The sequence below is a fragment of the Acidovorax sp. NN32 genome, from assembly GCF_057597245.1.
The window spans coordinates 1,627,978-1,651,842 of record NZ_CP199679.1; the positions used below are offsets into that span (position 1 = coordinate 1,627,978).

The 23,865-nt window shown below is 66.0% G+C and carries 27 protein-coding genes; 14 read left to right on the plus strand and 13 right to left on the minus strand.

The window, feature by feature from the left end; translation table 11 throughout:
- Positions 1-3: 3 nt before the first annotated feature.
- The 4 genes from modA to ACT89O_RS07505 form a co-directional block, all read right to left on the minus strand.
- Positions 4-750: a molybdate ABC transporter substrate-binding protein gene (gene modA / locus ACT89O_RS07490; RefSeq protein ID WP_487262241.1), complete on the minus strand. Its 747-nt coding sequence runs from the start codon at positions 748-750 to the stop codon at positions 4-6.
- A 103-nt stretch (positions 751-853) separates the two neighbouring features.
- On the minus strand, positions 854-1,084 hold the full coding sequence (locus tag ACT89O_RS07495) for a DUF2798 domain-containing protein (protein ID WP_431152297.1): 231 nt from the start codon (positions 1,082-1,084) through the stop codon (positions 854-856).
- Complete coding sequence (locus ACT89O_RS07500; RefSeq protein ID WP_055399907.1) at positions 1,081-1,680, minus strand: flavodoxin family protein; 600 nt, start codon at positions 1,678-1,680, stop codon at positions 1,081-1,083. The genes ACT89O_RS07495 and ACT89O_RS07500 overlap by 4 nt, the downstream gene beginning before the upstream one ends.
- Positions 1,681-1,729: 49 nt before the next feature.
- Positions 1,730-2,194 carry a DUF2938 domain-containing protein gene (locus ACT89O_RS07505; protein ID WP_121419337.1) on the minus strand — a complete coding sequence of 155 codons (465 nt, stop codon included), beginning with the start codon at positions 2,192-2,194 and terminating at the stop codon, positions 1,730-1,732.
- A gap of 115 nt (positions 2,195-2,309) precedes the next feature.
- Between ACT89O_RS07505 and ACT89O_RS07510 the strand changes: the two genes are divergently transcribed.
- Complete coding sequence (locus ACT89O_RS07510) at positions 2,310-2,753, plus strand: helix-turn-helix domain-containing protein (RefSeq protein ID WP_487262242.1); 444 nt, start codon at positions 2,310-2,312, stop codon at positions 2,751-2,753.
- A 26-nt stretch (positions 2,754-2,779) separates the two neighbouring features.
- A complete protein-coding gene (locus ACT89O_RS07515) occupies positions 2,780-3,601 on the plus strand; it encodes a TOBE domain-containing protein (protein WP_487262243.1) in 822 nt (273 codons plus the stop codon).
- Positions 3,602-3,726: 125 nt separating this feature from the next.
- Here the strand turns inward: ACT89O_RS07515 and ACT89O_RS07520 are convergent, their stop codons facing one another.
- Positions 3,727-4,875, minus strand: a complete 1,149-nt coding sequence (locus ACT89O_RS07520) for a helix-turn-helix domain-containing protein (protein WP_487262244.1) — start codon at positions 4,873-4,875, stop codon at positions 3,727-3,729.
- Between the two features lie 178 nt (positions 4,876-5,053).
- On the opposite strand from ACT89O_RS07520, the gene ACT89O_RS07525 reads away from it, so the two are divergent.
- The 7 genes from ACT89O_RS07525 (at position 5,054) to ACT89O_RS07555 (ending at position 12,935) form a co-directional block, all read left to right on the plus strand.
- A complete protein-coding gene (locus ACT89O_RS07525; RefSeq protein ID WP_487262245.1) occupies positions 5,054-5,524 on the plus strand; it encodes a (2Fe-2S)-binding protein in 471 nt (156 codons plus the stop codon).
- 18 nt (positions 5,525-5,542) lie between these two features.
- Positions 5,543-7,930, plus strand: coding sequence for a xanthine dehydrogenase family protein molybdopterin-binding subunit (locus ACT89O_RS07530; protein WP_121419341.1), 2,388 nt, complete (start codon positions 5,543-5,545; stop codon positions 7,928-7,930).
- A gap of 11 nt (positions 7,931-7,941) precedes the next feature.
- Positions 7,942-8,733, plus strand: a complete 792-nt coding sequence (locus ACT89O_RS07535) for an FAD binding domain-containing protein (protein WP_121419342.1) — start codon at positions 7,942-7,944, stop codon at positions 8,731-8,733.
- A 133-nt stretch (positions 8,734-8,866) separates the two neighbouring features.
- On the plus strand, positions 8,867-9,781 hold the full coding sequence (locus tag ACT89O_RS07540) for an AAA family ATPase (RefSeq protein ID WP_487262827.1): 915 nt from the start codon (positions 8,867-8,869) through the stop codon (positions 9,779-9,781).
- Positions 9,774-11,006 carry a vWA domain-containing protein gene (locus tag ACT89O_RS07545; RefSeq protein ID WP_228899989.1) on the plus strand — a complete coding sequence of 411 codons (1,233 nt, stop codon included), beginning with the start codon at positions 9,774-9,776 and terminating at the stop codon, positions 11,004-11,006. The genes ACT89O_RS07540 and ACT89O_RS07545 overlap by 8 nt, the downstream gene beginning before the upstream one ends.
- Positions 11,007-11,055: 49 nt before the next feature.
- A complete protein-coding gene (locus ACT89O_RS07550) occupies positions 11,056-11,682 on the plus strand; it encodes an SRPBCC family protein (RefSeq protein WP_228899991.1) in 627 nt (208 codons plus the stop codon).
- 164 nt (positions 11,683-11,846) lie between these two features.
- Positions 11,847-12,935, plus strand: coding sequence for an XdhC family protein (locus tag ACT89O_RS07555; RefSeq protein WP_487262246.1), 1,089 nt, complete (start codon positions 11,847-11,849; stop codon positions 12,933-12,935).
- A gap of 2 nt (positions 12,936-12,937) precedes the next feature.
- Here the strand turns inward: ACT89O_RS07555 and ACT89O_RS07560 are convergent, their stop codons facing one another.
- The 8 genes from ACT89O_RS07560 to ACT89O_RS07595 form a co-directional block, all read right to left on the minus strand.
- A complete protein-coding gene (locus ACT89O_RS07560; protein ID WP_487262247.1) occupies positions 12,938-13,447 on the minus strand; it encodes a low molecular weight protein-tyrosine-phosphatase in 510 nt (169 codons plus the stop codon).
- Positions 13,448-13,467: 20 nt separating this feature from the next.
- Positions 13,468-14,157: a glutathione S-transferase family protein gene (locus tag ACT89O_RS07565; protein WP_487262248.1), complete on the minus strand. Its 690-nt coding sequence runs from the start codon at positions 14,155-14,157 to the stop codon at positions 13,468-13,470.
- 136 nt (positions 14,158-14,293) lie between these two features.
- Entirely contained in the window at positions 14,294-14,464 is a 171-nt protein-coding gene (locus ACT89O_RS07570; protein WP_162995995.1) for a hypothetical protein, read from the minus strand.
- Between the two features lie 94 nt (positions 14,465-14,558).
- A complete protein-coding gene (locus ACT89O_RS07575; RefSeq protein WP_228900084.1) occupies positions 14,559-15,458 on the minus strand; it encodes a transglutaminase-like domain-containing protein in 900 nt (299 codons plus the stop codon).
- 274 nt (positions 15,459-15,732) lie between these two features.
- Positions 15,733-16,335: a histidine phosphatase family protein gene (locus tag ACT89O_RS07580; protein WP_487262249.1), complete on the minus strand. Its 603-nt coding sequence runs from the start codon at positions 16,333-16,335 to the stop codon at positions 15,733-15,735.
- Complete coding sequence (locus ACT89O_RS07585) at positions 16,313-17,281, minus strand: MBL fold metallo-hydrolase (protein WP_487262250.1); 969 nt, start codon at positions 17,279-17,281, stop codon at positions 16,313-16,315. Before ACT89O_RS07585 ends, ACT89O_RS07580 begins: the two co-directional genes overlap by 23 nt.
- Positions 17,282-17,407: 126 nt before the next feature.
- Complete coding sequence (locus tag ACT89O_RS07590; protein ID WP_487262251.1) at positions 17,408-17,785, minus strand: hypothetical protein; 378 nt, start codon at positions 17,783-17,785, stop codon at positions 17,408-17,410.
- Between the two features lie 6 nt (positions 17,786-17,791).
- A complete protein-coding gene (locus ACT89O_RS07595) occupies positions 17,792-18,544 on the minus strand; it encodes an IclR family transcriptional regulator (RefSeq protein WP_487262252.1) in 753 nt (250 codons plus the stop codon).
- A gap of 90 nt (positions 18,545-18,634) precedes the next feature.
- Here ACT89O_RS07595 and ACT89O_RS07600 point away from each other — a divergent pair, with 90 nt between their 5' ends.
- The 5 genes from ACT89O_RS07600 (at position 18,635) to ACT89O_RS07620 (ending at position 23,861) form a co-directional block, all read left to right on the plus strand.
- Positions 18,635-19,483: an SDR family oxidoreductase gene (locus ACT89O_RS07600; RefSeq protein WP_487262253.1), complete on the plus strand. Its 849-nt coding sequence runs from the start codon at positions 18,635-18,637 to the stop codon at positions 19,481-19,483.
- Positions 19,480-20,814, plus strand: a complete 1,335-nt coding sequence (locus tag ACT89O_RS07605) for a flavin-containing monooxygenase (protein ID WP_487262254.1) — start codon at positions 19,480-19,482, stop codon at positions 20,812-20,814. Before ACT89O_RS07600 ends, ACT89O_RS07605 begins: the two co-directional genes overlap by 4 nt.
- A gap of 181 nt (positions 20,815-20,995) precedes the next feature.
- Positions 20,996-21,931, plus strand: a complete 936-nt coding sequence (locus ACT89O_RS07610; protein ID WP_487262255.1) for a bile acid:sodium symporter family protein — start codon at positions 20,996-20,998, stop codon at positions 21,929-21,931.
- Positions 21,928-22,929: an NAD-dependent epimerase/dehydratase family protein gene (locus tag ACT89O_RS07615; protein ID WP_487262256.1), complete on the plus strand. Its 1,002-nt coding sequence runs from the start codon at positions 21,928-21,930 to the stop codon at positions 22,927-22,929. Before ACT89O_RS07610 ends, ACT89O_RS07615 begins: the two co-directional genes overlap by 4 nt.
- The gene (locus ACT89O_RS07620) at positions 22,926-23,861 is read left to right on the plus strand and encodes an EamA family transporter (RefSeq protein WP_487262257.1); all 936 of its coding nucleotides are present in this window, start codon (positions 22,926-22,928) and stop codon (positions 23,859-23,861) included. Before ACT89O_RS07615 ends, ACT89O_RS07620 begins: the two co-directional genes overlap by 4 nt.
- The last annotated feature ends 4 nt before the right edge of the window (positions 23,862-23,865 follow it).

Consider the following 23,865-nt stretch of genomic DNA (forward strand, 5'->3'; position numbering starts at 1 on the left):
CGGTCAGAAACTATAGCCGTACGATTGAATGATTGCGCGCGCCTTGCTGCCGCGCAGGTAGGTCAGCAGTGCGCTGGCCGCCGCGCTGTCCTTGCCTGGCATCAGCAGCACGGCATCTTGCCGGATGGGTTCGTGCAGGCTGGCCGGCACCTGCCAGGCCGAGCCACTGCGGATCTTGCCATCGGCCATCACCTGCGACAGCGCCACAAAGCCCAGCTGCGCATTGCCGGTGGAGACAAACTGGAAGGTCTGGGCGATGTTCTCGCCTTGCACCAGGCGCGGCTGCAGGGCCGTCGCCACGCCCAGCTTTTCCATCACCTGCAGGGCCGCCGCGCCATAGGGCGCCAGCTTGGGGTTGGCAATGGCCAGGTGCTTGAAATCACCCGACTTGAGCACATCGCCCTTGGCATCCACGGTGCCGGGTTGTGCGCTCCACAGCACCAGCGTGCCGATGGCATAGGTAAAGCGCGAGTGGGCTACGGCCTTGCCCTCGCGCTCCAGCCGGGCAGGCGTGGTGTCGTCGGCCGACAGCAGCACCTGAAACGGCGCCCCGTGGGTGATCTGTGCGTAAAACTTGCCGGTGGCACCGAACGAGAGCTCGGCCTTGTGGCCCGTGTCGGCCTCAAAAGCTGCGGCGATCTTCTGCATGGGCGCCGTGAAATTGGCGGCCACCGCGACCGAGACGGTGCCGGCATGTGCCACCCCTAGCATGGCCCATGCAACACCAGCACAGGCGAGGGTGCGGATCATGGATGCGGCGAGGTGGGGCATGGCGGTTGGCGCAAAAGCGCTATTCGTTTATGGAATAGCGAGAGTATAGGCAAGGTCGTGCGTTTTCCCTGCCTGCCTCTGTCTATCCTTCACGCGCGACGACCCGCGCCACCAGCTTGCGAGCCAGCGGCGCCGCCAGCATGACCGCCGGGAAGGCGAACAGCCACCCCGTGAGCCACGCGCCCGCCCAGAGGCCTAGAAACCCCTGGTCCACCTGCGCGGCTCGAAAGGTGGAGATGCCGGACACCAGCAGCGACATCACGCCCGACAGGATGAAGCTGAACAGCACGGGGCCGTAGCGGGCGGGGATCATGCAGCCACCGCCTCGGCGGGTTGGTGTGCCGCCACACCGCCCAGGCGCTGCAAGGTCTCGGCGAAATGCCGCCCAAACATGCGGGCGGTCTTGGTATCGCCTGGCACAAACGCATCCGCTGCCGCCCCATGGCCTGCCTGCGCCATCAGGCCCGACCAGGATCCGAGCCGGTTGGCTGCTTCGTCATACGGAACCCCGGTGTGCTGCTCGGGCAGGATGGGGTTGCCCACCCACACCATGCCGTGCTGCATGGCAAACACCCACATCGACAGCAGTGTGGACTGCTTGTCGCCCGCAGGCAGCGACGACACGGTGAAGCCCGCCGCGAGCTTGTTCTTGAGCTGCTGCGTTTTCCACAGACGGCCGGTGGCGTCCATGAAGGTCTTGAACGGCCCGGAGACTCCGCCCAGATAGGTGGGCGAGCCCAGGATGAAGCCGTCGTAGTGCAACAGGCTGTCGGGTGCATGGGCCAGGTCTTCGGCTTGGCGTAACTCGGCATGGATGCCGGAAACGCCCTGGGCGCCCTCCAGAACGTGGCGGGCGATGTGTGCGGTGTGCCCGTGGGCGCTGTGATAAATGATGGCGATGGTTTTCATGGCATGGGTTTCAAACAAGTGATTTCGAGGGGAAAAACGCGCAGAACCGTCATCGAGAAATCAGTGCGATGGCGAGCGCAGACAGGTACAGGCCGAAGCCAAAGACGGTGTGGTTGGCCAAGCTGCGCAGACAGTTCTTGAGCGGCGTGGGCGTGCGCGATGCCGCAAAGCCCGAGCCCATGGCGGGCTGCATCACCAGCAGCGGCGCCGCCACGGTGCAGACGCCCACGGCCAACGCGGGCAGCAGGGTGGGGCTGCGTACCCAGTCGGCGCCCTGGAGGCCGACCAGCACGGTGGCAAACGCCATGCCCACGGCGTAGTGCGTGAGCCAGCCCCAGGCCAATTCCCCCCGGATGGGCACCGCCTTGGCGATGGCGGCATGGGCAAACTGGCCCCGAAACAGATGGCCCACCCAGCGGCCGATGAAGGCGAAGTTGAGGGTGGGGACGCCCAGATGCTTGAGCAGCAAAAGCCATGCGTCCATGACGGCGGTGGCGCCGATGCCTATCAGCATCGCGAGGGGAAATTCTTGCAGTGGGAGTGTCATCAAAGCACCTCGAAAGTTGACGGAAGGAGGTTTTGAAGGGAATATAGAAGTTCAAGTCAACTTGAAGTCAAGGGGTTTTTTGATGGACATTGCCGAAGTCGCCAAACGCTCCGGGCTGCCGGCCTCCACGCTGCGGTATTACGAGGAAAAGGGGTTGATCCACTCTGTAGGCCAACCTGGTGAGCGCCGCCGTTTTGCGACGGGCGTGCTGGACCAGCTGGCGCTGATTGCATTGGGGCAATCGGCCGGGTTCTCTCTGGACGACATCCGTGCCATGTTTTTGCCCAGCGGCGAGCCCAGCATTGACCGGCAACTGCTGTCGGCCAAGGCTGATGAACTCGATACCATGGTCAAACGCCTCAAGGCCATGAGCAACGGCCTGCGGCATGCGGCAGCCTGCCCGGCGGAGAGCCATGCGCAATGCCCCTCCTTCCAGCGGCTGCTGAAGGCCGCAGCGACTGGCGCGCTGGAGCGCCAGCAGAAGCTGGCAAAGCCCGTCACGGGGCTGCGCCGCAAGGCGGCGTGAAGGGAGCGCTCAGGCATCATCCGCGCATGCCTGTTTCTCTTTCTCTCACGGATGCGCTGGGCCATGCCCTGGCCGACAAACGCATCGACATCCTGCGCCAGATTGGCACCTGCGGCTCCATCTCGCAGGCCGCGCGTGCCGTGGGCGTGAGCTACAAGGCCGCGTGGCAGGCGGTGGACACGCTGACCAATCTGGCGGGCACGCCGCTGGTTGCACGCGCGGTGGGTGGGGCAGGGGGCGGCGGTGCGCAGCTGACCGAGGCGGGGCACCAGCTGCTGGCGGCGGCAAATGCGATGGCGCAGGCGCGAGGCGCTGTGCTGTCGCGCTGGCAGGCTACGCCCCATGCGGGCCCTGCGCTGGCGCGGCTGGCGGTGCGCACCAGCATGCGCAACCAGTTGCCGTGTGTGGTGGAGCGGCTGGTGGTGCAGGGGCAGATCGTGGCGGTGCACCTGCGGTTGGGCAATGCGGGCGATGGCGACGGTGCCGCAATGGGCGTGCCTGCAGCACTGGCCGCGCGCATCACCCGCGAGAGTGCGGAGCTGCTGGGCCTGCAGCCGGGGCTGGCCGTGCAGGCGCTGTGCAAGGCCACGGCCGTGCGCGTGGATCGGGGTGGTCGTTTGGCATCAGCGTCTGGGTCTGCGGTGGCCGATGCACCCGGCATCCACCGCCTGCCTGCAAAAGCCACGCGCGTGGTGCGGGGCGAGTCGGGCGATGAGGTGTCTGCCGAGCTGTCGGGTGGCTTGCAGATGGTGGGTTTTGCGGCGCCCGGCAGTGGCCTGCGCGCGGGCAGCCCGGTCGTGCTGGTGGTGGAAGACAACGCCGTGGTCCTGGCCTTGGCCGAGGTCTGATACTGGGCCCATTGTGGGAATTGCGCTATATATTTTATAGCTATTGGCGCTTGCTGAAGAAGCGCTAGCGGCCAATTTGATGCAAATGTCTGCTGCGCCTTGTTGGCAGGTGCCGCAGTCGCCGATCACAGCCCCTTGGGATGGCCCAGTTTGCGGTACACCGTGGCGCGGCTGATGCCGAGCACCCGGGCAGCTTCTGCCACATTGCCACGGGCGTCTTGCACGGCTTGGCGAATCAGGGCGGTTTCAGCCTCGCGCAGCGGTGCGGCCGTGGGCGAGGCGCCCACCAGCGCCGGGGACAGGGTGGCAACAGGCTGGCTGGCGCCACGGGCGTTTTCTGGCCGTTGCGCTAGCGCCTGCAGGCGCAGGCCCGACCACAGGGGCAAATCGATCGGCTGCGCCGGGTGCCACCGCGCAGCATCGAACAACATGGCCCACGGCATGGCCAGCAGGTCGCTGGCGTGGGTGGGCGCACCCGGGGTGCGCAGTGGCTGGGGCACCAGTTGGCGTGCCATGCTGTTGCAGCCCACTACAAATCCATCGCCGTCCAGTGCCAGCAGGCCGTCGCCCTCGCTGCCCAGCGGGCCGCCGGGCCAGTTCACGCGCAGCAGCAGGGCATGGGGCAATTGCAGCAGCAAAGCGTCTTCCATGGCGCGGGCCGATCGGGCCACCAGGTGGCGCAGCTCGGGCCGCTCCGGCACGTCCACGCCGGTCAGGTCCAGCATGCCCACACATTGGCCGTGTGGGTCGAACAGCGGTGCCCCTGCACAGCTGTAGCTGGCGTTGTCATCAAAGAAGTGTTCGCCCCGGTGCAGCCACACCGGCTGCAGCTCGGCCAGCGCAGCGCCGATGGCTGTGGTGCCCACTGCCGCTTCCGACAGGTCGATGCCCACGCGGCCAATGGCGCTGGCGCGCGGGTCGCCCGGGTCGCAATGGCCTTGCACGTCTACCACGATGCCGCGTACGTCCGTCAGCATGGCGAAGTAGTGCATGCCCGCAATCGCGCGGGTGAGCTGTTGCAGCACGGGCCGTGCCGCGCGCAGCAGGTGGTGGTTTTGCTCCTGGCTACGGCGCAACGCCGTGGCGCTGACGGCGTCAAATGCCACACGGTGAGTGGGGTTGAGTCCCTGGGCCAGGCAGCGTTGCCACGACCGTGCAATCCATGGCTCCACCTCGGCCCGCAGGGGCGCTGCGCCATCCGCCAGCAAGCTTTGGCGCGCCTGTGCAATCAGTGCATGGCGGTGGGCGGGGGTGGTGGGCGCGGAGGACAGCATGGTGAACCGAATCCTTGAGCTGCGCATGATGCGCTGGTGTGCGCTGCAACATGTTTCATTTTGAGAATATCCGGCCGGGGCTGCCGGAAATCTAGGGTTGTCCCTAGGGATGGGTGGTGGGGCGCGGCAGAAGATGCGCGAGGTCAGTCCAGCCAAAACCTATTCAGGAGACAGCCAGATGCAAGTCCAGTTCACGGTCAACGGGCGCGCTGCCAGTGTTGACGTCCCCCCCAATACCCTGCTTGTCCATGCGCTGCGAGAGCACCTGCTGCTCACCGGCACCCATGTGGGTTGTGACACCAGCCAGTGCGGGGCGTGTACGGTGCATGTGAACGGCAGGGCCGTCAAATCCTGCGCCATGCTGGTGGTGCAGGCCCAGGGGGCCGAGGTGACCACCATCGAAGGCATGGCCACCCCCGACGGCACCATGCACCCCATGCAGGCCGCGTTCAAGGAGTGCCATGGCCTTCAGTGCGGCTTCTGCACCCCGGGCATGGTGATGAGCGCGGTGGACTTGTGCAAAAACCACCCCAACGCCAGCGAAGGCGAGATCCGCGAGCTGCTCGAAGGGAACATCTGCCGCTGCACGGGCTACCAGAACATCGTGCGCGCAGTGCAGGTTGGCCAAAAGGCCATGGCTTCAGCGTAAACACACAGGAGAAGAACCATGGGTGCATCCGACTTTTCCAAGCTGCCGCACATCGGCGAATCGCTCAAGCGCAAGGAAGACTACCGCTTCCTGACCGGCGCGGGCCAGTACACCGACGACGTGGTGCTGGCGGCGCAAAGCCATGCGGTGTTTGTGCGCTCGCCGCACGCACACGCCAAGATCAACAGCATCAATGTGGAAGCGGCCAAGGCCGCGCCGGGCGTGCTGGGCGTGTTCACCGGTGCCGACGTGGCGGCCGACAACATCAACGGCCTGCCTTGCGGCTGGCTCATCACCAGCACCGACGGTCAGCCCATGAAGGAGCCGCCGCACCCCATCCTGGCGCAGGGCAAGGTGCGCTATGTGGGCGACCACGTGGCCATCGTCGTGGCGCTGACGCAGCAGCAGGCGCGTGATGCGGCCGAGCTGGTGGAGGTGGATTACGACGTGTTGCCCGCCGTGGTCAGTGTGGCCGATGCGGCCGCAGGCACCGTGGCCGGCGCAGGGCTGCATGATGCAGCGCCGGACAACCACTGCTACAAATGGGCCATTGGCGACAAGGGCGCGGTGGACGCCGCATTTGCCAACGCCGCGCACGTGACGAAGCTGGATCTGGTCAACAACCGCCTCATCCCTAATGCGATGGAGCCCCGCGCCGCCATTGGCTCGTACAGCCGCGCCAACGACGAATACACGCTGTACGTCAGCAACCAGAACCCGCACGTCGAGCGCTTGCTCATGACGGCGTTCGTGATGGGGCTGCCCGAGCACAAGGTACGCGTGATTGCGCCCGACGTGGGCGGCGGCTTTGGCTCCAAGATCTTCTTGTATGCCGAGGACGTGTGCCTGACCTGGGCGGCCAAGAAGCTCAACCGCAACATCAAGTGGGTGGCCGATCGCAGTGAGTCTTTTGTGTCGGACGCGCATGGCCGCGACCATGTGAGCCATGCCGAAATGGCGATGGACAAAGACGGCAAATTCCTGGCCATGCGCGTGCATACCGACGCCAACATGGGCGCCTACCTCAGCACCTTTGCCAGCGCCGTGCCCACCATCCTGTATGCCACCTTGCTGGCAGGCCAGTACACAACGCCGCAGATCTATGTGGAGGTGGATGCCTGGTTCACCAACACCGCGCCGGTCGATGCCTACCGGGGCGCGGGCCGGCCCGAGGCCACCTACCTGCTGGAACGGCTGGTGTCGCGCTGTGGCTGGGAGATGGGCCTGGGCCAGGACGAAATCCGCAAACGTAACTTCATCACCAGCTGGCCCTACCAGACGCCCGTGGCACTGCAGTACGACGTGGGCGATTACCACGCCTGTATGACGCAAGCGCAGGAACTGGCCGACGTGGCGGGCTTTGCGGCGCGCAAGGCGGCCAGCGAGGCCAAGGGCTTGAAGCGTGGCATCGGCTACAGCAGCTACATCGAAGCGTGTGGGATTGCGCCGTCCAACATCGCGGGCGCCCTGGGCGCGCGCGCAGGTCTGTTTGAATGCGGCGAAGTGCGTGTGCATCCCACGGGCAGCGTGACGGTGTTCACCGGCTCGCACAGCCACGGCCAGGGGCACGAGACCACCTTTGCGCAGGTGGTGGCCGCGCGCCTGGGCATCCCGGTGGAGAACGTTGACATCGTGCACGGCGACACGGGCCGCGTGCCGTTTGGCATGGGTACCTATGGCTCGCGCTCCATCAGCGTGGGCGGCGCGGCCATCATGAAGGCGCTGGACAAGATCGAGGCCAAGGCCAAGAAAATCGCCGCGCACTTGATGGAGGCCAGCGACGCGGACATCGACTTCAGCGGCGGTGAGTTCACCGTGCGCGGCACGGACAAGAAGATCCCGTTCGGGCAGGTGGCACTTACGGCCTATGTGCCGCACAACTACCCGCTCGACAAGCTCGAACCGGGCCTCAACGAAACCGCGTTCTACGACCCGACCAACTTCACCTTCCCTGCAGGCACCTACATCTGCGAAGTGGAGGTGGACCCGGCCACAGGCAGCACCCGCGTAGACAAGTTCACGGCCGTGGACGACTTCGGCACCATCATCAACCCCATGATCGTGGAGGGCCAGGTGCACGGAGGCCTGGTGCAGGGCATCGGCCAGGCGCTGATGGAAAACTGCGTGTACGACCGCGAGACGGGTCAGCTCCTGACCGGCAGCTTCATGGACTACGCCATGCCGCGCGCTGATGACTTCCCCGAGTTCAAGCTGGGCCATGTGTGTACCCCCTGCACGCACAACCCGCTGGGTACCAAAGGCTGCGGCGAGGCGGGGGCGATTGGCTCGCCACCGGCGGTGATCAATGCGGTGCTGGATGCACTGCGCCCGCTGGGGGTTAAAGAGTTCGACATGCCCGCATCGCCACACCGTGTGTGGGAAGCGATTCAGAGTGCCAAAGCCTGAGGAGAACCAGCATGTACGCATTCACCTTTGAAAATCCCTCCTCCACCGCCGCCGCTGCACAGCTCATCGCCCAGGGCGGCAAGCTGCTGGCCGGTGGCCAAAGCCTGCTGCCGTCGATGCGGCTGCGCCTGGCCAACCCCGAGAAGATCGTTGACCTCAACAACATCCCCGAGCTGGCGGGCATCCGCCGCGAGGGCAACGCGCTGGTCATCGGCGCCATGACGCGCCACATGGACGTGGCCAACAGCGCCGATGTCAAGGCCGCCATCCCCGCGCTGGCCGACTTGGCGGCGCACATCGGCGACCGGCAGGTGCGCGCACGCGGCACGCTGGGTGGTTCGGTGGCCAACAACGACCCAGCGGCGTGCTACCCCAGCGCCGTGCTGGGCCTGGGCGCCACAGTCATCACCAACCAGCGCGAGATTGCGGCCGACGACTTTTTTGTGGGCATGTACACCACGGCGTTGGAAGAGGGCGAGATCATCACCGCCATCCGCTTCCCCATCCCCAAGCGCGCTGCGTACCTCAAGTTCAAGCAGGCGGCCTCGCGCTTCTCGCTGGTGGGCGTGTTTGTGGCACAGACCGATGCCGGCGTGCGCGTGGCCATCACCGGCGCGGCCAGCAGTGTGTTCCGCCACGCGGGGCTGGAAGCAGCGCTGAACCAGAGTTTTACGCCCGCATCGGCGGCGGCGGTGAAGATCGATGCAAGCGATCTCAACGCTGACATCCACGCCAGTGCGGCCTATCGCGCCAACCTCATCAGCGTGCAGACCCAAAGAGCAGTAGCGCAAATCCTGGGCTGATGGGGGATAGCACCCGCGCCCTGCATACTGCATCCAGGGGCGGGTGTTTGAATGAAATTGGCCTCTAGCGCTTTTCTATCAAGCGCTATTAGCTATAGAAACTATAGTAATGAACGTTTCCCCTCCCGTGCCCATGACCGCGCCTGCGCTGTCCTCCATCGACGCCCTGGTGTCTGCCTTGCAGGGCGTGGGCTATTTTGCCGACCGGCGGCTGGCCACGGCCGTGTTCCTGGCGCTCAAGCTGCAGCGCCCGCTGCTGCTGGAGGGCGAGCCCGGCGTGGGAAAGACGGCGCTGGCCCAGGCGCTTGCCAAGGTGCTGGAACGCAGCCTGATCCGCCTGCAGTGCTACGACGGGCTGGAGCAGCGCGAGGCGCTGTATGAATGGAACTACGCGGCCCAGCTCTTGCACATGCGCGCAGCGGAAGGCAAAGGCAGCGCCGACATGGCGCAGGTGGAACGCGAGGTCTACCAGGACCGCTACCTCATCCGACGCCCTTTGCTGCAAGCGCTGCAGGCGCCCGCACCTGGCGCCGTGCTGCTCATCGACGAAGTGGACCGCGCCGACGAGCCCTTCGAGGCCTTCCTGCTCGAATACCTGGGCGAGTACCAGGTCAGCATCCCCGAGATCGGCACCGTGCGCGCCACGGCCACGCCGGTCACCATCCTCACCAGCAACCGCACGCGGGATCTGCACGACGCCGTCAAACGCCGCTGCCTGTACCACTGGCTGGACTACCCCGAGCGCGAGCGCGAACTGGCCATCGTGCGTGCGCAGGTGCCGGATGCCAGCGCCGCCTTGGCCATCCAGGTGGCGGATTTTGTGGGCCGTTTGCGCAGCCAGCCATTTGCCAATGCCTTCCAGCGCGCGCCGGGCATCCCAGAGAGCGTGGAGTGGGCCAAGGCGCTGGTCGCGCTCGACACCATCGTGGTGGACCCCGAAGTGGTGTCCGACACCGCAGGCATCTTGTTCAAGCAGCGCGAGGACGTGGCTGCGCTCACGCGCGACATCGCGGCGCAGTTGCTGCAACCCGCTGAGGCCGATGCCTGAGGGCTCAACCGTGGCAGAGGTCAAAACGATCTCCCAGCTGGGCGATGCCCGCACGGGCAAGCTCGCCGACAACCTGAGCGGTTTTGGCCGCACCCTGCGCCGCGCCGGCGTGCGCGTGGACGCCGCCCGCATGGCGCTGGCCCAGCAAGCCGTGATGCTGGTAGGGCTGCAGCGCGAGGACTTTTGCGCCGCGCTGGAGGCCGTGCTGGTCAGCCGCGAGCAGGACCGTTTGGTCTTCCGCGAGTTGTTCGACGCGTACTTTCGCAACCCCAACGTGGCGCAAAAGCTGCTGGCGCAGATGCTGCCCAGCGCTGAGTCCAAGGCCGAGCCCGCCAAACGCCGCCCGCGCGTGAGCGAGGCGTTGGCCCCCGTGCGTGCGGCCAGCAACGCCCCCCCGCCGCGCGAGGACGAGAAAATCGATTTCGACGCCGCCATGACGGCCAGTGACCTGCAGCGCCTGCGGCAGGCCGACTTCAACCAGCTCTCGGCCAGCGAATACCTGCTGGTGGAGCGCCTGGCGCGCGAGGTGCCCTTGCCTCTGCCGCGCTACGCCGCCCGCCGCACCCGCCCCGGTGTGCGCGGAAGCCGCCCGCACTGGCCCGGCGCCATGCACCACGCGGCCCGCAACGGGGGCGAGGTGCTGCGCATCCCGCTGCTGCAGCGGCGTAAGCAACCGCTGCCGCTGCTGGTGCTGGTGGATGTGTCGGGCTCTATGGAGCGTTACGCGCGGCTGCTGCTGGCGTTTTTGCATGCCGCCACGGCACCGCGCCACACCGGCGATGCCGTGCGCCGCGACGTGTTTGCGTTTGGCACCGGGCTGACCGACCTCACGCCCGCCTTTCGCCTGGCCGACACCGACGCGATGCTGCAGGTGGCCAGCCATTCCATCAATGATTTTGCGGGGGGCACCCGCATGGGCGACAGCCTGGCCCAGCTGCGTTTGCAGCATGCCCGGAGGCTGGTGGGGCGGCGCACCCTGGTGCTGCTGATCAGCGACGGGCTGGACACAGGCACGCCCGAGGTGCTGGCGCAGGAACTGGGCTGGCTGCGCCGCCATTGCGGACGCCTGCTGTGGCTCAACCCGCTGCTGCGATTTGAGGGCTATGCGCCCACGGCACGCGGCGCCTCCGAACTGCACCGCCAGGCCCACGGCACGGTGGCCGTGCACAACCTGAGCCGCCTGCAGGATCTGGCGGCCAGCCTGGCGGCCGTGCTGCGGCAGTGACCGATTTCAGAGATAACCAGACAACACCAGACAACACAAGGAACCCACCATGGAAATGCAAGCCAGCCGCACCCTTGCCGTGAGCCAGCAGCAGGCCTGGGAGGCACTCAACGATCCTGAGGTGCTCAAGCTGTGCATCCCCGGCTGCGACAAGGTCGAGGCGATCGGTGAGAACCAATACGCGGTCGCCATGGCACTCAAGATCGGCCCCGTGTCGGCCAAGTTTGCGGGCAAGATCACGCTGTCGGACATCGTGCCACCAGAGAGCTACACCATCGCCTTCGACGGATCGGGTGGTGTGGCGGGTTTTGGCAAGGGCAATGCGCAGGTCAAACTGGTGCCTTTGCCCGCGGATGCCGTTGGGCAGGAAAGCTGCGAGCTGCACTACACCGTGCATGCCACGGTGGGCGGCAAGATCGCGCAGCTGGGACAGCGGCTCATCGACGGCGCGGCCAAGAGCATGGCGGAGGATTTTTTCAAGCGCTTTGACAACGAAATGCAAAGCCGCAATTCGCGCGCGCCGGCAGACGATGGTGCGGCATCCTCCGAAGCGCCCACCGAGCCTGGGGCACTGGCGGCGTCGGCGGGGGAGGATATTCCCCCCAGCGGCATTCCGGTTTGGGTGTGGGTGGTGGGCGCGGCGGCGCTGGTGCTGATAGCCTGGGCAATCAATTGACTCCCCCTGAGCCGCTTCGCGTCTTCCCCCGGGGGGGACGCCTCCGGTGGACCGGCAAAGCCGGATCCACGGTGGCGCTGGCCTGGGCGCCGCGCGGTTTCAGACGCAGCGGGCGTAGATGGGAATATCTGAATAAGCGGTAGAAATGAATTGGTGACGGAACGATGGAAAACCTGGATGTGATGGTGTTGCGCACGCTGCAGGGCTGGCGGGCCGCCGGGCGGCGGGCGTTGCTGGCGACGGTGGTGCGCACGTGGGGCTCTTCACCCCGGCCGGTGGGCTCCATCATGGCGCTGTGCGAAGACGGTTCGGTGGTGGGGTCTGTGTCGGGCGGGTGCATTGAGGACGATCTGATCGATCGCCATACACGGGCCTATGCACAGGGCGCGCCCACGGCGAATGCGGTCGGAGACAAGGATCACCGCATTCCCAGCGGCCCGCCGACGTTTGTGAAATACGGCCTCACTGCCGACGAGGCGCACCGCTTCGGCTTGCCCTGTGGCGGAACGCTGGAGCTGCTGCTGGAGTACGACCCGGCCCCGGACAGCCTGGCAACACTGATCACCGCGCTGGAGGCTGGGCGCCTGATGCAGCGCAGCGTGCGCTTGGTCGACGGCGCGGTCACGCTAACGCCTGCGGCAGCGCCCACCGAGCTGGTGGTGGATGCTGAGCGGCTTACCAACACCTTTGGCCCCGAGTACCGCATGCTGCTGATCGGCGCGGGCCAGCTGGCGGAATACCTGGCCACCATGGCGCTGTTCAACGGGTTTGCGGTAACGGTGTGCGACCCGCGCGAGGAATACCGGGGCAGCTGGAACGTGCCTGCCGCCACGGTGGTGAGTGACATGCCCGACGACGTGGTGCTGGCCTTCAAGCCCGACCGGCGCAGTTGCGTGGTGGCCCTCACGCACGACCCCAAGCTCGACGACCTGGCGCTGCTGGAGGCGCTGAATACCGACGCGTTTTATGTGGGCGGCATAGGCTCGCGCCGCAACAACGAGGCGCGCCGCGCCCGCATGATCGAACACTTCGACCAGACCGAGGAGAGCCTGGCCCGCCTGCGCGGACCGATCGGCATCTACATCGGCAGCAAGACACCACCCGAGATTGCGGTGAGCGTGATGGCCGAAATTTTGGCCGTCAAAAACGGTGTCACCCTGCCGCGCGACATGGAAGTGGCCCAGGCCAAGAATGACCGGGAGCTGGCGCACAACGACCCCGGTGCGCTGGTGTGTGGGGTGCGCGCCGCGTAGTGCTAAAGCGGCCTGGACCGCAGCTGCAACTCCTGCCGCACATGGTGCAGCAGGCCATCACAGGCGTCTTCCACCAGGTCCAGCACCTCCTCAAAACCAGCGGCCCCGCCGTAGTACGGATCGGGCACCACGGGGCTGTCGAACCGTTGGCAGAACTCTGTCATACGGCGCAACTTGCGGGCGTGTTCGGGTGGGCAAAGGTCTTGCGCAAGGGCCAAGTTGTCCCAGTCCATCGCCAGAACCAGATCGTGGCGTTCAAAGTCGTTGGCCAGCATCTGCCGAGCGCGCAGATCCGACAGGTCGTAGCCCCGTTGCGCTGCGTGGCGTTGGGTCCGCTCGTCCGGTGCCTTGCCGGGGTGGTAGTTGTGGGTGCCTGCCGAGTCCACACGCACCTGGCTGGCCAAACCACTGTGAACCACCTTGTGCCGGAACACGCCGTGGGCCGTGGGGCTGCGGCAGATGTTGCCCATGCACACAAAAAGCACCGAGTAGGTAGCGACGCGGTCAGGCATCTCTGTGATCCCGACGATGTTCAGGCGGACATCACCACCGGGCCACCCTTGGCAATGCCGCGCTGGTACGCGGGGCGGGCCTCCATGCGCTGCTTGTAGGCCAGAAGGTAGGGGCACGCACCGGCCTTGCTGGCGCGTGAGAGGGCAGCCTCCACCGCAAAGCTCATCTGAAAATCGGCCATGGTGAGGTGCTCGCCCGCAAACCAGCGGTGCGTGCCCAGGTGCTGCTCCATGAAGTCGAGCGCGGTGTTCACATTGGGGTCGATCAATTTCTCCTGCACCGTGCCGCACAGTGCCTTGGCGATGGGCTTGACGAAGAACGGCATGGGCTGGGTGGGGATGGTCATGAACACCAGCTTCATCACCAGCCAGTTCATGAGCGAGCCTTCGGCGTAGTGCATCCAGAAGCGGCACTGGCGGTACTCTGGCGTGCGCGGCGCCGGTTGCAGGTGGGCCAGGTCGCCGCCCGCCTGGGCTCCGTAGGTTTCCACCAGGTATTCGATGATCGCGCCCGACTCGGCGATGACCTCTTTGCCGTCGGTGATCACCGGTGATTTGCCCAGCGGGTGGATCTTCTTGAGTTCGGGCGGGGCCAGCTTGGTGGCCTTGTCGCGCTGGTAGATTTTCAGCTCGTAGGGAACACCCAGTTCTTCGAGCAGCCAGAGAACGCGCTGCGAGCGCGAGGTTTCGAGGTGGTGGACGGTGATCATGGGTGAATATTGGCACAGGTTGCCGGAGCAAGGCGCCACCGGCCGGGTGGTGTGAAAGCCCCAGAAAGCAAAAAGCCCTCTGGCGAGGGCTTTCTTGCAAGGAACCAACCGCAGTCGGCCCGTGGCGATCTGGCGATCAGCCGCCCTTCTTGGAGCGCTTGCCAGGGTTCTTCTTGCTGCGGGTTGCCACACCGCGTTCCAGGCTCACGCGCTGGCCACGGCCGGGAGTGGCCAGGGTGTAGCCGGGCACGGGCGTAGGGCGGGGGGTGCGCTTGCGGTCTGCTTCGGTGACGATCTTGTTGCCCATGGTAGGTCTCTGAGTTGGTGGAAAAAGGAGAGATTTTAGGCCACAGCCGGGTTGCCGGGCTTTCAAAGGTGTTTGGCAGGTGTTTTGTGGGTGCTCAGGCCGCCACAAAACCTGCGGCCACACCCGCCGCCACACCTGCGCCGTGGTCGGTGGACAGCGCTTGTGTGCAATGGCGGGGCAACTCAAAACCCCGCGCGGCATCCTGAATGGCCATCGTACGGATCACGGGGGGCTTGGCCCACACGCCACCGAAGATGGTGGCAAAGGCCACATCGGCCGCATCCCTCCCCACACCAAACCGCAGCAGGCCCATGGGGATCGCCGTGCCAGACGGGTCAAAGATGTACCAGCGGTCGCCCAGGTACACCTCGACATAGGCATGAAAGTCGGGGGGGCCCAGGGCCGGGTCAGCGCCGTAGTCGGTTCCGGTGGTGAAGCGGGCCGGGATGTTGATGGCGCGGCACAAGGCAATCATGAGGTGGGCGAAGTCACGGCACACGCCCACCTGCTCCACCAGCGTGTCCACCGCAGAGGTGTTGGAGTTGGAAGTGTTGGAGGTGAACGCCACGTGCCGCTGCACCCAGTCGCAGATCGCCTGCACGCGGCTGTGCCCTTGCCACAGCGCACCAAACTCGTTCGTCGCCAGGCGCAGCAGCCGGTCGGACTGGCAATACCGGCTGGGGTAGATGTAGCCCATTACCTCTTGCGGCAGGCGCCGCACCGGTACTTCTGCCAATTGGGAGGGGTCGATGCGGTAGTGGTTGATATCGACCGTGGCTGAATACGACAACTCCAGCGTGCCGGGCTCGCCATGCAGCCGCAGATAGCGGTTTCCAGTGGCTGGGTCGGTATGAATGTGGTGGGCAATGGGCTGGTTGATGACCAGGCGCTCTGCGCTTACCGACTGGTTGGGTGTCTGCGCCGCGTGGATGTTGAAGACAAAATCGGCACCATACTGGTCCACCTCGTAGCTCAGATCAATCTGCAGCTCCATGCGTACGCGGTCATGGCTTGGCTGGTCTGCAGGGACTGTGCCGACTTGCTGGGCGGGGTAGGGGGCAGGCCAGGTGGCAGCGTTGCGGGTATTTGACTGCGGGGGAGGGCTTTGGGTGTTTGCCATGGGCATGTCCTTCGTGCACCGCGTCCCGGGGCATCCGGCACAGCAGCGTGGCTTGAGGATAGTCCTTTCCCCCGCGCCCGATGTAGGCGAACGACCCGCCGCCATGCCCGCCCGCTACCCATTCGCGGGAAGCCGCCAGGTCACCCCGTCAGGCGGGTATGGAAAGACGCGCCAGGACCTCGACGTTGCCACTGCGATCTGCCCGGAGAATCAGCCCCTCGCCCGAGCTGGTGTTGGTACTTGCCAGGTCGGACAGCACAAACATGTGGGTGAACCACACTTCGAAACGACCGGGCTGAGACGACGCTGTGGCCAGCGCTGTACGCAGTTCACGCAGGTGGGCCGCACCGGTGGTCTCCGGGCTACCCCGGGGCGACCCGAGTGCCGCCCAGACCTGCGGCGTACCAAAGGCGAGGGCGGCACTGTCCACGCAGCGGCACCAGGGGCTTGATAAAACCTTGCCAGGTTGGAGTTGCCGTTGCTGAAACCACGCGCCCACGCTGCGTGCCTGTGCGCGGCCTTCTTCGCTCAGATTGCGCTGGGTGCTGCATTCACCCAGGCGGAATCCTGGGGGGTCGAATGTGCCGGGGGCCAGCGAGTGGCGGAAGGCGGCCACCACCCCGCCCTTGCGCAACAATGCTTCGGCATCCGCGTCTTGCGCCGCCCAGCCACGCAGGCTGGCCAAGGCTAGCCCGGCGCCCAGCACCGCACGGCGGGCAATGCGGGGCTCAGGCGGCAGGCTGGAAGGCATAGCCATTGCCAGAAACCGCCATGCGGCCAAACGCAGGGAACGGGAAGTGGAAGCCGCCCAGCATGGCATTGCTGGCGGTGATGCGCTGGAACACATCGCGCCGCACCTTGCGCGCAGCCTCGGCGTCCATGTCAAAGGTCACAGCCCAGTCGGGATTGCGTGCGAACAGTGCAGGCACATTGGTCAGGTCTGCCACGTAGAAGAACTTCTGGCCCGACGAGGTCAGCTCGAACAGCGTATGGCCCGGCGTGTGGCCATAGGCCGCCACAGACTTGATGCCCGGCGCCACTTCCGCATCGGCCGCAAACTGCACCAGCGTGTCTGCGGGCATGGTGGCAAAGGTGCGGCGCACGTTATCGAATGCACCCTTCATGCCTGCGGGCGCAGCTGCCATGCGGGCGTCGTCCATCCAGAACGCGTGTTCGGCGGCGGGCACCATCACCTTGGCCTTGGGGAAAACCAACTCACCGGCCTTGTTGCGGATGCCGTTGATGTGGTCGCCGTGGTAGTGGCTGATCAGCACGGTGTCGATGTCGGCTGCCTGCATGCCTGCCGCGCGCAAGCTGTCGATCAGCTTGCCGGTGGTGGCGCCACCAAACTCGCCCAAGCCGGTGTCGATGAGGATCTTGCGCGCGCCTGCCACCACCAGAAAGGGTGTGTAGGGCACGTCGATGTAGTCGGTGGGCAGTCCTTGCGATGCCAGCAGCGCACGTACCTCGGTCAGCGGCGCGTTCTTCACAAATTCCTCTCCGAGCGGGCGGCGCGTGATGCCATCGTTCAGCGCAATCACCTCCACATCGCCCACCTTCATGCGGCGAAAGCCGGGGCTGGGCAAGGTGGGGGTTCCGAAGTTGGGCGCGTTCTGGGCCCACACGGGGACAAACGAGCCCGCTGCGTAAACGGTGGTGGCCAGGCTTGCACCCAGGAAGTGGCGGCGTGACAGCATGAAACTCTCCGGTCTTGAGTTGAACTGAGGAGTCGCAACTGTAGCGATGCCGGAGAGATTGCCGCTTGCCGACGCGCTAACCTGTTCGCAACGTGGGGCTTTTGCTGGTAATTGGGGCTATGGAGGCTATTTGATCGCGAAGGCGTCGCGCAACGCACCGCAAAAGTCAGCATTTCCGCTGATTGTCAAGGTGATCGTGGTCCGGGGTGGGGCGGGGTTGCCTGGCGCCGCACGCAGTTGCCCGGCGTTGTCATCAAACGTCAGCACAAGCGGTGTGCTGATCTCCTGCACGCCTTGCAGGTCGTAGTGCCATATGCCCCCATCTTCCGACGGGCCGCAGGCATCGGGCCAATGCTGGTGCGCCCAGACCAGCACGGCGCTGATCTCGGCATGTAATGCGGGAATCTGCGCGGGCTGCACGCTCGCCATGGCGTCAAACGTACCTACGCCGTCCGCGTCTTCGCTGTAGTCAAAATCCAGGTAGTTCAGGTTCATATGTGTCATTCAAGGTCATGTCCAGGTGCGTCCCAGTGCCTGCGCGGCTTCGCTCAAGCGGGACACCTGCTGGAGTGCCTGGGCCAGTGGCATGCGGGCGGCAGGCGCTTGCAGGGCCACGGCGCTGCGGACCTGGCGCCGCGCCCCGGCCAGCACAGGCACAGCCACACAGACGAGACCGTCCACAAACTCTTCGGCATCTGTGGCGTAACCCTGCCGCAGGATCTGCTCCAGCTCGGCCTCTAGGGCGGTGCGGTCGGTCAAAGTGGTGGCCGTGTGGCGGGTCAGCGGCAGTCCGTCCAGGATCGCCGCCCGGCGCGCGGCCGACAGGTGGGCCAGAAACAGCTTGCCGCTGGCCGAGCAGTGGATGGGCACGCGCGTGCCGGGCCGCAGCTCCATGCGCAGCGGAAAGGCCGACTCCACGCGGTCCAGGTAGATCACCTCGGCGCCGCTGAGCGCCGTGAGGTTGCAGCTCTCGCCAATATCGGCCACCAGCTGGCGCAGCACCGCATGGCGCACGCCATGCTGGGTGCCCGCGCTGAGCGTGCTTTCGGCCAGGCGCAGCAGGCGGGGTGCGGGGGTGTAGCGGCGCCCATCGGGCTCGCGCGCCAGCAGGCCACCGCTTTCGAGCTGGCCCAGCATGCGATGCACGCTGGGTTTGGGCCAGCCTGTGGCCTCGATGGCGTCCGCCAGGCTGAACGGGCGGCCATGGGTGCACATGATTTCCAGCAGTTCAAACAGGCGCAGGCTGGGGGATGAGTTGGTCATAAATCCCGGAATTCGAGACGAATCCATAAAACATTTCGGGATTATTGAGCATTGTGGCTAAGCTGCAAACCAACATTTCACGGGGTGCTCATGGCGGCGACTTTTCAGAACGCGGTACTCACAGGCGCTTGTGGTGGCCTGGGCCAGGCCCTGGCGCGGGAGCTGATTGGCCAGGGCGCCGCCGTGGCGCTGGTGGGGCTTCACTTGCCCACGTTGCAGGCACTGGCTGCGCTGGCGCCTGGGCGCTGCGCGGTGTACACGCCCGATGTGTCCGACAGCATCGCGATGCAGGCCATGGCGGCCGACTGGATGGCGCGCTCGGGCGCGGTGCCCGACCTCGTCATTGCCAACGCGGGCGTGGCAGGCGGCTTTGACACTGCCGAAGCCGACGACCTCGCGGTGTTGCGCCGCATGCTGGAGATCAACCTGCTGGGCGCGGCCACCACCTTTCAGCCGTTTGTGAAAGCCATGCGCGCGCAGCGGCGAGGCGCCCTGGTGGGTGTGGCCAGCATTGCAGGCTGGCGCGGCATGCCGGGCAACGGCGCCTATTGCGCGAGCAAGGGCGGGCTCATCCGCTACCTGGAGAGCCTGCGTGCCGAGCTGCGCGGCGAATCCATTGTGGTCAGCACGGTGAGCCCTGGCTACCTTCGCACCGCGCTCACGGCGGGCAACCGTTTTGCCATGCCGGGCCTGATGGAGCCCGAAGCCGCTGCCCGGGCTCTGCTGGCGGGTGTCGCGCAAGGTCGTACCCACATCGTGCTGCCCGCGCGCATCGGCTGGCTGGCCCGCTTGCTGAACCTATTGCCCGACGCCCTGCACGACCGCCTGCTGCTGGGCCAGCCGCGCAAGCCGCGCGTGGGCGAGGCGGGGGCCACGGCCATTCCGGGCCTGCCGTTGCCTACGGAGACACCGATACACAACGAAAGCAAAAACGCATGACAACGGAGACAACACCCACTGTGGCAGATACCCGCACCCAGATCGCCCTGATAGGCGCAGGCCCCAGTGGCCTGGCGGCTGCGCGCAACCTGCAAAAGCTGGGCGTGCCCTTCCAGGGCTTTGAAGCACACACCGACGTGGGCGGCCTGTGGAACATCGAGAACCCGCGCAGCACGGTCTACGAATCGGCACACCTCATCTCCAGCAAACACACCACGGAGTTCACCGAATTCCCCATGCGACCCGAGGTGGCCGACTACCCCAGCCACCGCGAGATGCGGCAGTACTTCATGGACTTTGCCGAGCACTTTGGCCTGCGTCCCTGCTACTGGTTTGGCACCCGCGTCTTGAAGGTGGAACCCGTGGGCGAGGGCGCAGCGCCGCTGTGGCGCATCACCTGGAGCCAGCACGGCGGACCCGCGCAGACCGCAGAGTTCAAGGGCGTGGTGATTGCCAATGGCACGCTGGCCGAGCCCAACATGCCGCGCTTTGAAGGCCAGTTTGATGGCGAACTGCTGCACACCAGCGCCTACAAAAGCGCCGAGCTGTTCAAGGGCAAACGCGTGTTGGTGGTGGGCGCTGGCAACTCGGGCTGCGACATAGCCGTGGATGCGGTGCATTACGCGCGCAGCGTGGATCTGTCGGTGCGGCGCGGCTACTACTTTGTGCCCAAATATGTGTTCGGCCAGCCCGCCGACACGCTGGGGGGCAAGCTCAAGATGCCGCCCTGGCTGAAGCAGAAGATCGACAGCGTGGTGCTGCAGTGGTTCACCGGCGACCCGGCGCGCTTTGGCCTGCCCAAGCCCGACTACAAGATGTACGAATCGCACCCCGTGGTCAACTCTCTGGTGCTGCACCACCTGGGCCATGGTGACATCCATGTGAAGCCCGATATTGCACGCCTGCAGGGCCACACCGTGTTCTTCAAGGACGGTAGCGCGCAAGACTACGACCTGGTGCTCTGCGCCACCGGCTATAAGCTGCACTACCCCTTCATCGACCACAGCCTGCTCAACTGGAACGGCATGGCGCCGCAGCTGTACCTCAACATCCTGTCGCCGCGTTTCGACAACCTGGCCGTGATGGGGATGATCGAGGCCAGCGGCATCGGCTGGCAGGGCCGTTACGAGCAGGCTGAGCTGGTAGCGCGCTTTTTCAAGGCGCAGTCTGAAGGATCACCGCGCGCCGAGGCCCTGCGCCAGGCCAAGGCTGGGCCTCCACCCGATCTGTCTGGCGGCTTCAAGTACCTGAAGCTCGAACGCATGGCGTACTACGTGCACAAGGACACCTACCGCAACGCGGTGCGGGCAGCGGCCGCTGCCCTGGCATGAAAGCCCCCCTGAGGCGCTGCGCGCCTTCCCCCCGCTCTCGCAGCGCTGCGCACTGCGGGCAAGGGGACGACGCCCTCGCTGCGGGGCGGCCCTTGCTCGGCGTCCCGCGCTGTCGCTGCGACAGTCTCGTGCGTTGCGCGTTGCGCAATACGCGGTGAAGAACTGAACTCAAAGGTTATCTATGCTGCCCGTGGACGAAATACGCCTCAACTTCAACCCCGCATCGCTCGTGGTGCTCAACGTGGTGCTGGGTTTCCTCATGTTCGGCATTGCGCTGGATACGCGCGTGGCCGACTTCAAGCGCGTGCTGCGCATGCCCGGCGCCATGGCGGTGGGCATTGCCGCGCAGTTCATCGTGCTGCCTGCGGTGACCTTTGTGCTCACGCTGCTGCTCCAGCCCGGGCCTAGCATCGCGCTGGGCATGATCCTGGTGGCCTGCTGTCCGCCCGGCAATGTGAGCAACATCCTTACGCACCGCGCTGGGGGGAACGTGGCGCTGTCGGTGTCGATGACGGCCATCTCCAATGCGCTGGCCATTGTGCTCATGCCGCTCAACTTCGCGTTCTGGGGCGGTTTGCACCCCACGGCGGCGCCGTTGTTGCGCAGTATTGCGCTCGACCCGCTGGAGATGGCGGGGCACATCGTCGCCATCATCGGGCTGCCGTTTGCGCTGGGCATTCTGTGTGCGGAGAAGCTGCCGCGTTTCACGCAGCGGGTGAACAAGCCCGTGCGCATCCTCAGCTTTGTCTGCCTGATCGGTTTCATCGTCGGGGCCGTGGCGGGCAACTGGCGCTACTTCCTCGACTACGTGGGGCTGGTGCTGCTGGCCGTGGTGTTGCATGACGCGCTGGCCTTTGGCACTGGCTATGCCTGCGCACGGCTCAGCGGCTTGTCGGACTACGACCGGCGCGCGGTGAGCATTGAGGTGGGCATCCGCAACGCGGGCCTGGGCCTGGTGCTGATCTTCAGTTTTTTTGGAGGTCTGGGGGGCATGGCCGTGGTGGCGGGTGTCTGGGGCTTCTGGGACATCATTGCCGGCCTGGCGCTGGCGGGTTGGTGGGGCCGCAGACCTGCGGGGGTGCCGCTGGGGGCTTCGGCCAAGGAGCACGGTGCATGACGGCTTCTTCATTGGCAACGCGCCGCATCCTGGTGACCGGGGCCGACGGTTTTCTGGGCCGGGGTGTAGTGGCCGCCCTTGCGCGCGAGGGTGTGCACACGCTGGTGGCGGCCGATGTGCGCGAGGTGCCTGCCGAGCGCCGCCTGCCTGGCGTGATCTATCTGGTACAGGACGTGCGTGACCCCGCGCTGGCGCAGACGCTCGCCGACCATGCCATCGACAGCGTGGTGCACCTGGCCTCCATCGTCACGCCGGGCAAAGGATCCAACCGCGAATTCGAATACTCCGTGGATGTGCTTGGCAGCCAGAATGTGCTCAACGCCTGCGTGGCCACGGGTGTCAAGCACATCGTCGTCAGCTCCAGCGGCGCGGCCTATGGCTACCACGTCGACAACCCGGCCTGGCTGCGGGAGACCGATGCGCTGCGCGGCAATGAAGTTTTTGCCTATGCCCACCACAAGCGGCTGGTGGAAGAGATGCTGGCGCAGTACCGCGCGGACCACCCCGCGCTGGCGCAGACGGTGCTGCGCATCGGCACCATCCTGGGCGAGCGGGTGGACAACCAGATCACCGCGCTGTTCGACAAACGCCGCCTGCTGGCCATCCGTGGCAGCGAGAGCCCGTTTGTTTTCATCTGGGACGAGGACGTGACCGGCGCCATCCTGCATGCGTTGCGCACGCAGCGCGCTGGCTGTTTCAACTTGGCGGGCGATGGTGCGCTGCCGCTGCGCGAGATCGCCCGGCGCCTGGGTAAACCGGTGCTGGAGTTGCCTGCGGGCCTGCTGCGTGCCGCGCTGGCGGTGGGCTCCGCGCTGGGCCTGAGCCGCTACGGGCCAGAGCAGCTGGATTTTCTGCGTTACCGCCCCGTGCTGCTCAATGCCGCGCTCAAGGAGGTGCTGGGCTACGTGCCCGGCAAGACCAGCGCAGAGGCGTTCGAAGCCTTTGTGGCTGCCCGGGCGCGCCAAGGGCGGCCGGTGGCTGCGGCGGTGGCTGCATGACGGCGCGGGCGCTGAGCCGTGGCGACTTGCTGCGCGCGCTGGCCGTGGTGGTTATCTGGGGGCTGAACTTTGTGGTGATGAAGCTGGGCTTGCAGGGGCTCAGCCCCATGCTGCTGGGTGCCCTGCGTTTCACTGCGGCATCCCTGCCGTTTCTGCTGTTCGTGCCTCGCCCATCGATGCCCTGGCGCTTTGTGGTGGGCTACGGGCTGGCGCAGGGGCTGGGGCAGTTCGGCTTTCTGTTCCTGGGTCTGCAACTGGGCATGACGGCGGGCATGGCCTCGGTGGTCATGCAGACGCAGGCGTATTTTACGCTGCTGCTGGCTGCACCGCTGCTGGGTGAGCGCGCCAAACCCTGGCAGTGGTGGGGGCTGCTGCTGGCGTTTGGCGGGCTCATGACGATTGGTCTTGCCCATGGAGAAGGGCCAGGGCAGATGACGCTGGCCGGTTTTGTGCTCACCCTCGGCGCGGCCTTCATGTGGGCGGTGTCCAACCTGGTGGCACGCCGAGCTGCGCAGGCAGGGGCTTACGCGCCGTTTCCGTTCATCGTGTGGAGCAGCGTGGTGCCCATCGTTCCGTTCTTTGCGCTGGCGGTGTGGACCGAAGGCGCCAGCGGTGTCGTGGCGCAATTGCAGGCGGTGGACGGCAGGGCTTTGCTCGCAGTGCTTTACCTCGCATTGCTGGCCACCTTGCTGGCCTACACGCTGTGGACGCAGCTGCTGCAACGCCACGCGGCCGGGCGGGTGACGCCGTTTTCGCTGCTGGTGCCAGTGGTGGGGCTGTGGGCTGCGTATGCGTTTTTGGGCGAAACGCCCTTGCCGCTGCAGTGGGCGGGCGCAGCCGCTGTGTTGTGTGGCCTGGTGGTCAACCAGACCGGTGGCTGGCTGTGGGCACGGTGGCGGCGCAAAGCCGAGACCCACTCGACCGCTCTCTAGAATC

Bases quoted from the DNA above. Each gene is read 5' to 3' on its own strand.
- ACT89O_RS07595 (WP_487262252.1), bottom strand. From the start codon at position 18,544: ATGACCAACTCATCCCCCAGCCTGCGCCTGTTTGAACTGCTGGAAATC.
- ACT89O_RS07505 (WP_121419337.1), bottom strand. From the start codon at position 2,194: ATGCTGATAGGCATCGGCGCCACCGCCGTCATGGACGCATGGCTTTTG.
- ACT89O_RS07530 (WP_121419341.1), top strand. From the start codon at position 5,543: ATGGGTGCATCCGACTTTTCCAAGCTGCCGCACATCGGCGAATCGCTC.
- ACT89O_RS07500 (WP_055399907.1), bottom strand. From the start codon at position 1,680: ATGAAAACCATCGCCATCATTTATCACAGCGCCCACGGGCACACCGCA.
- ACT89O_RS07515 (WP_487262243.1), top strand. From the start codon at position 2,780: ATGCCTGTTTCTCTTTCTCTCACGGATGCGCTGGGCCATGCCCTGGCC.
- ACT89O_RS07615 (WP_487262256.1), top strand. From the start codon at position 21,928: ATGACGGCTTCTTCATTGGCAACGCGCCGCATCCTGGTGACCGGGGCC.
- ACT89O_RS07575 (WP_228900084.1), bottom strand. From the start codon at position 15,458: ATGGAGCTGCAGATTGATCTGAGCTACGAGGTGGACCAGTATGGTGCC.
- ACT89O_RS07545 (WP_228899989.1), top strand. From the start codon at position 9,774: ATGCCTGAGGGCTCAACCGTGGCAGAGGTCAAAACGATCTCCCAGCTG.
- ACT89O_RS07495 (WP_431152297.1), bottom strand. From the start codon at position 1,084: ATGATCCCCGCCCGCTACGGCCCCGTGCTGTTCAGCTTCATCCTGTCG.
- ACT89O_RS07535 (WP_121419342.1), top strand. From the start codon at position 7,942: ATGTACGCATTCACCTTTGAAAATCCCTCCTCCACCGCCGCCGCTGCA.
- ACT89O_RS07525 (WP_487262245.1), top strand. From the start codon at position 5,054: ATGCAAGTCCAGTTCACGGTCAACGGGCGCGCTGCCAGTGTTGACGTC.
- ACT89O_RS07610 (WP_487262255.1), top strand. From the start codon at position 20,996: ATGCTGCCCGTGGACGAAATACGCCTCAACTTCAACCCCGCATCGCTC.
- ACT89O_RS07570 (WP_162995995.1), bottom strand. From the start codon at position 14,464: ATGGGCAACAAGATCGTCACCGAAGCAGACCGCAAGCGCACCCCCCGC.
- ACT89O_RS07550 (WP_228899991.1), top strand. From the start codon at position 11,056: ATGGAAATGCAAGCCAGCCGCACCCTTGCCGTGAGCCAGCAGCAGGCC.
- ACT89O_RS07555 (WP_487262246.1), top strand. From the start codon at position 11,847: ATGGAAAACCTGGATGTGATGGTGTTGCGCACGCTGCAGGGCTGGCGG.
- ACT89O_RS07510 (WP_487262242.1), top strand. From the start codon at position 2,310: ATGGACATTGCCGAAGTCGCCAAACGCTCCGGGCTGCCGGCCTCCACG.
- ACT89O_RS07600 (WP_487262253.1), top strand. From the start codon at position 18,635: ATGGCGGCGACTTTTCAGAACGCGGTACTCACAGGCGCTTGTGGTGGC.
- ACT89O_RS07585 (WP_487262250.1), bottom strand. From the start codon at position 17,281: ATGCTGTCACGCCGCCACTTCCTGGGTGCAAGCCTGGCCACCACCGTT.
- ACT89O_RS07590 (WP_487262251.1), bottom strand. From the start codon at position 17,785: ATGACACATATGAACCTGAACTACCTGGATTTTGACTACAGCGAAGAC.
- ACT89O_RS07560 (WP_487262247.1), bottom strand. From the start codon at position 13,447: ATGCCTGACCGCGTCGCTACCTACTCGGTGCTTTTTGTGTGCATGGGC.
- ACT89O_RS07620 (WP_487262257.1), top strand. From the start codon at position 22,926: ATGACGGCGCGGGCGCTGAGCCGTGGCGACTTGCTGCGCGCGCTGGCC.
- ACT89O_RS07540 (WP_487262827.1), top strand. From the start codon at position 8,867: ATGACCGCGCCTGCGCTGTCCTCCATCGACGCCCTGGTGTCTGCCTTG.
- ACT89O_RS07565 (WP_487262248.1), bottom strand. From the start codon at position 14,157: ATGATCACCGTCCACCACCTCGAAACCTCGCGCTCGCAGCGCGTTCTC.
- ACT89O_RS07605 (WP_487262254.1), top strand. From the start codon at position 19,480: ATGACAACGGAGACAACACCCACTGTGGCAGATACCCGCACCCAGATC.
- modA (WP_487262241.1), bottom strand. From the start codon at position 750: ATGATCCGCACCCTCGCCTGTGCTGGTGTTGCATGGGCCATGCTAGGG.
- ACT89O_RS07580 (WP_487262249.1), bottom strand. From the start codon at position 16,335: ATGCCTTCCAGCCTGCCGCCTGAGCCCCGCATTGCCCGCCGTGCGGTG.
- ACT89O_RS07520 (WP_487262244.1), bottom strand. From the start codon at position 4,875: ATGCTGTCCTCCGCGCCCACCACCCCCGCCCACCGCCATGCACTGATT.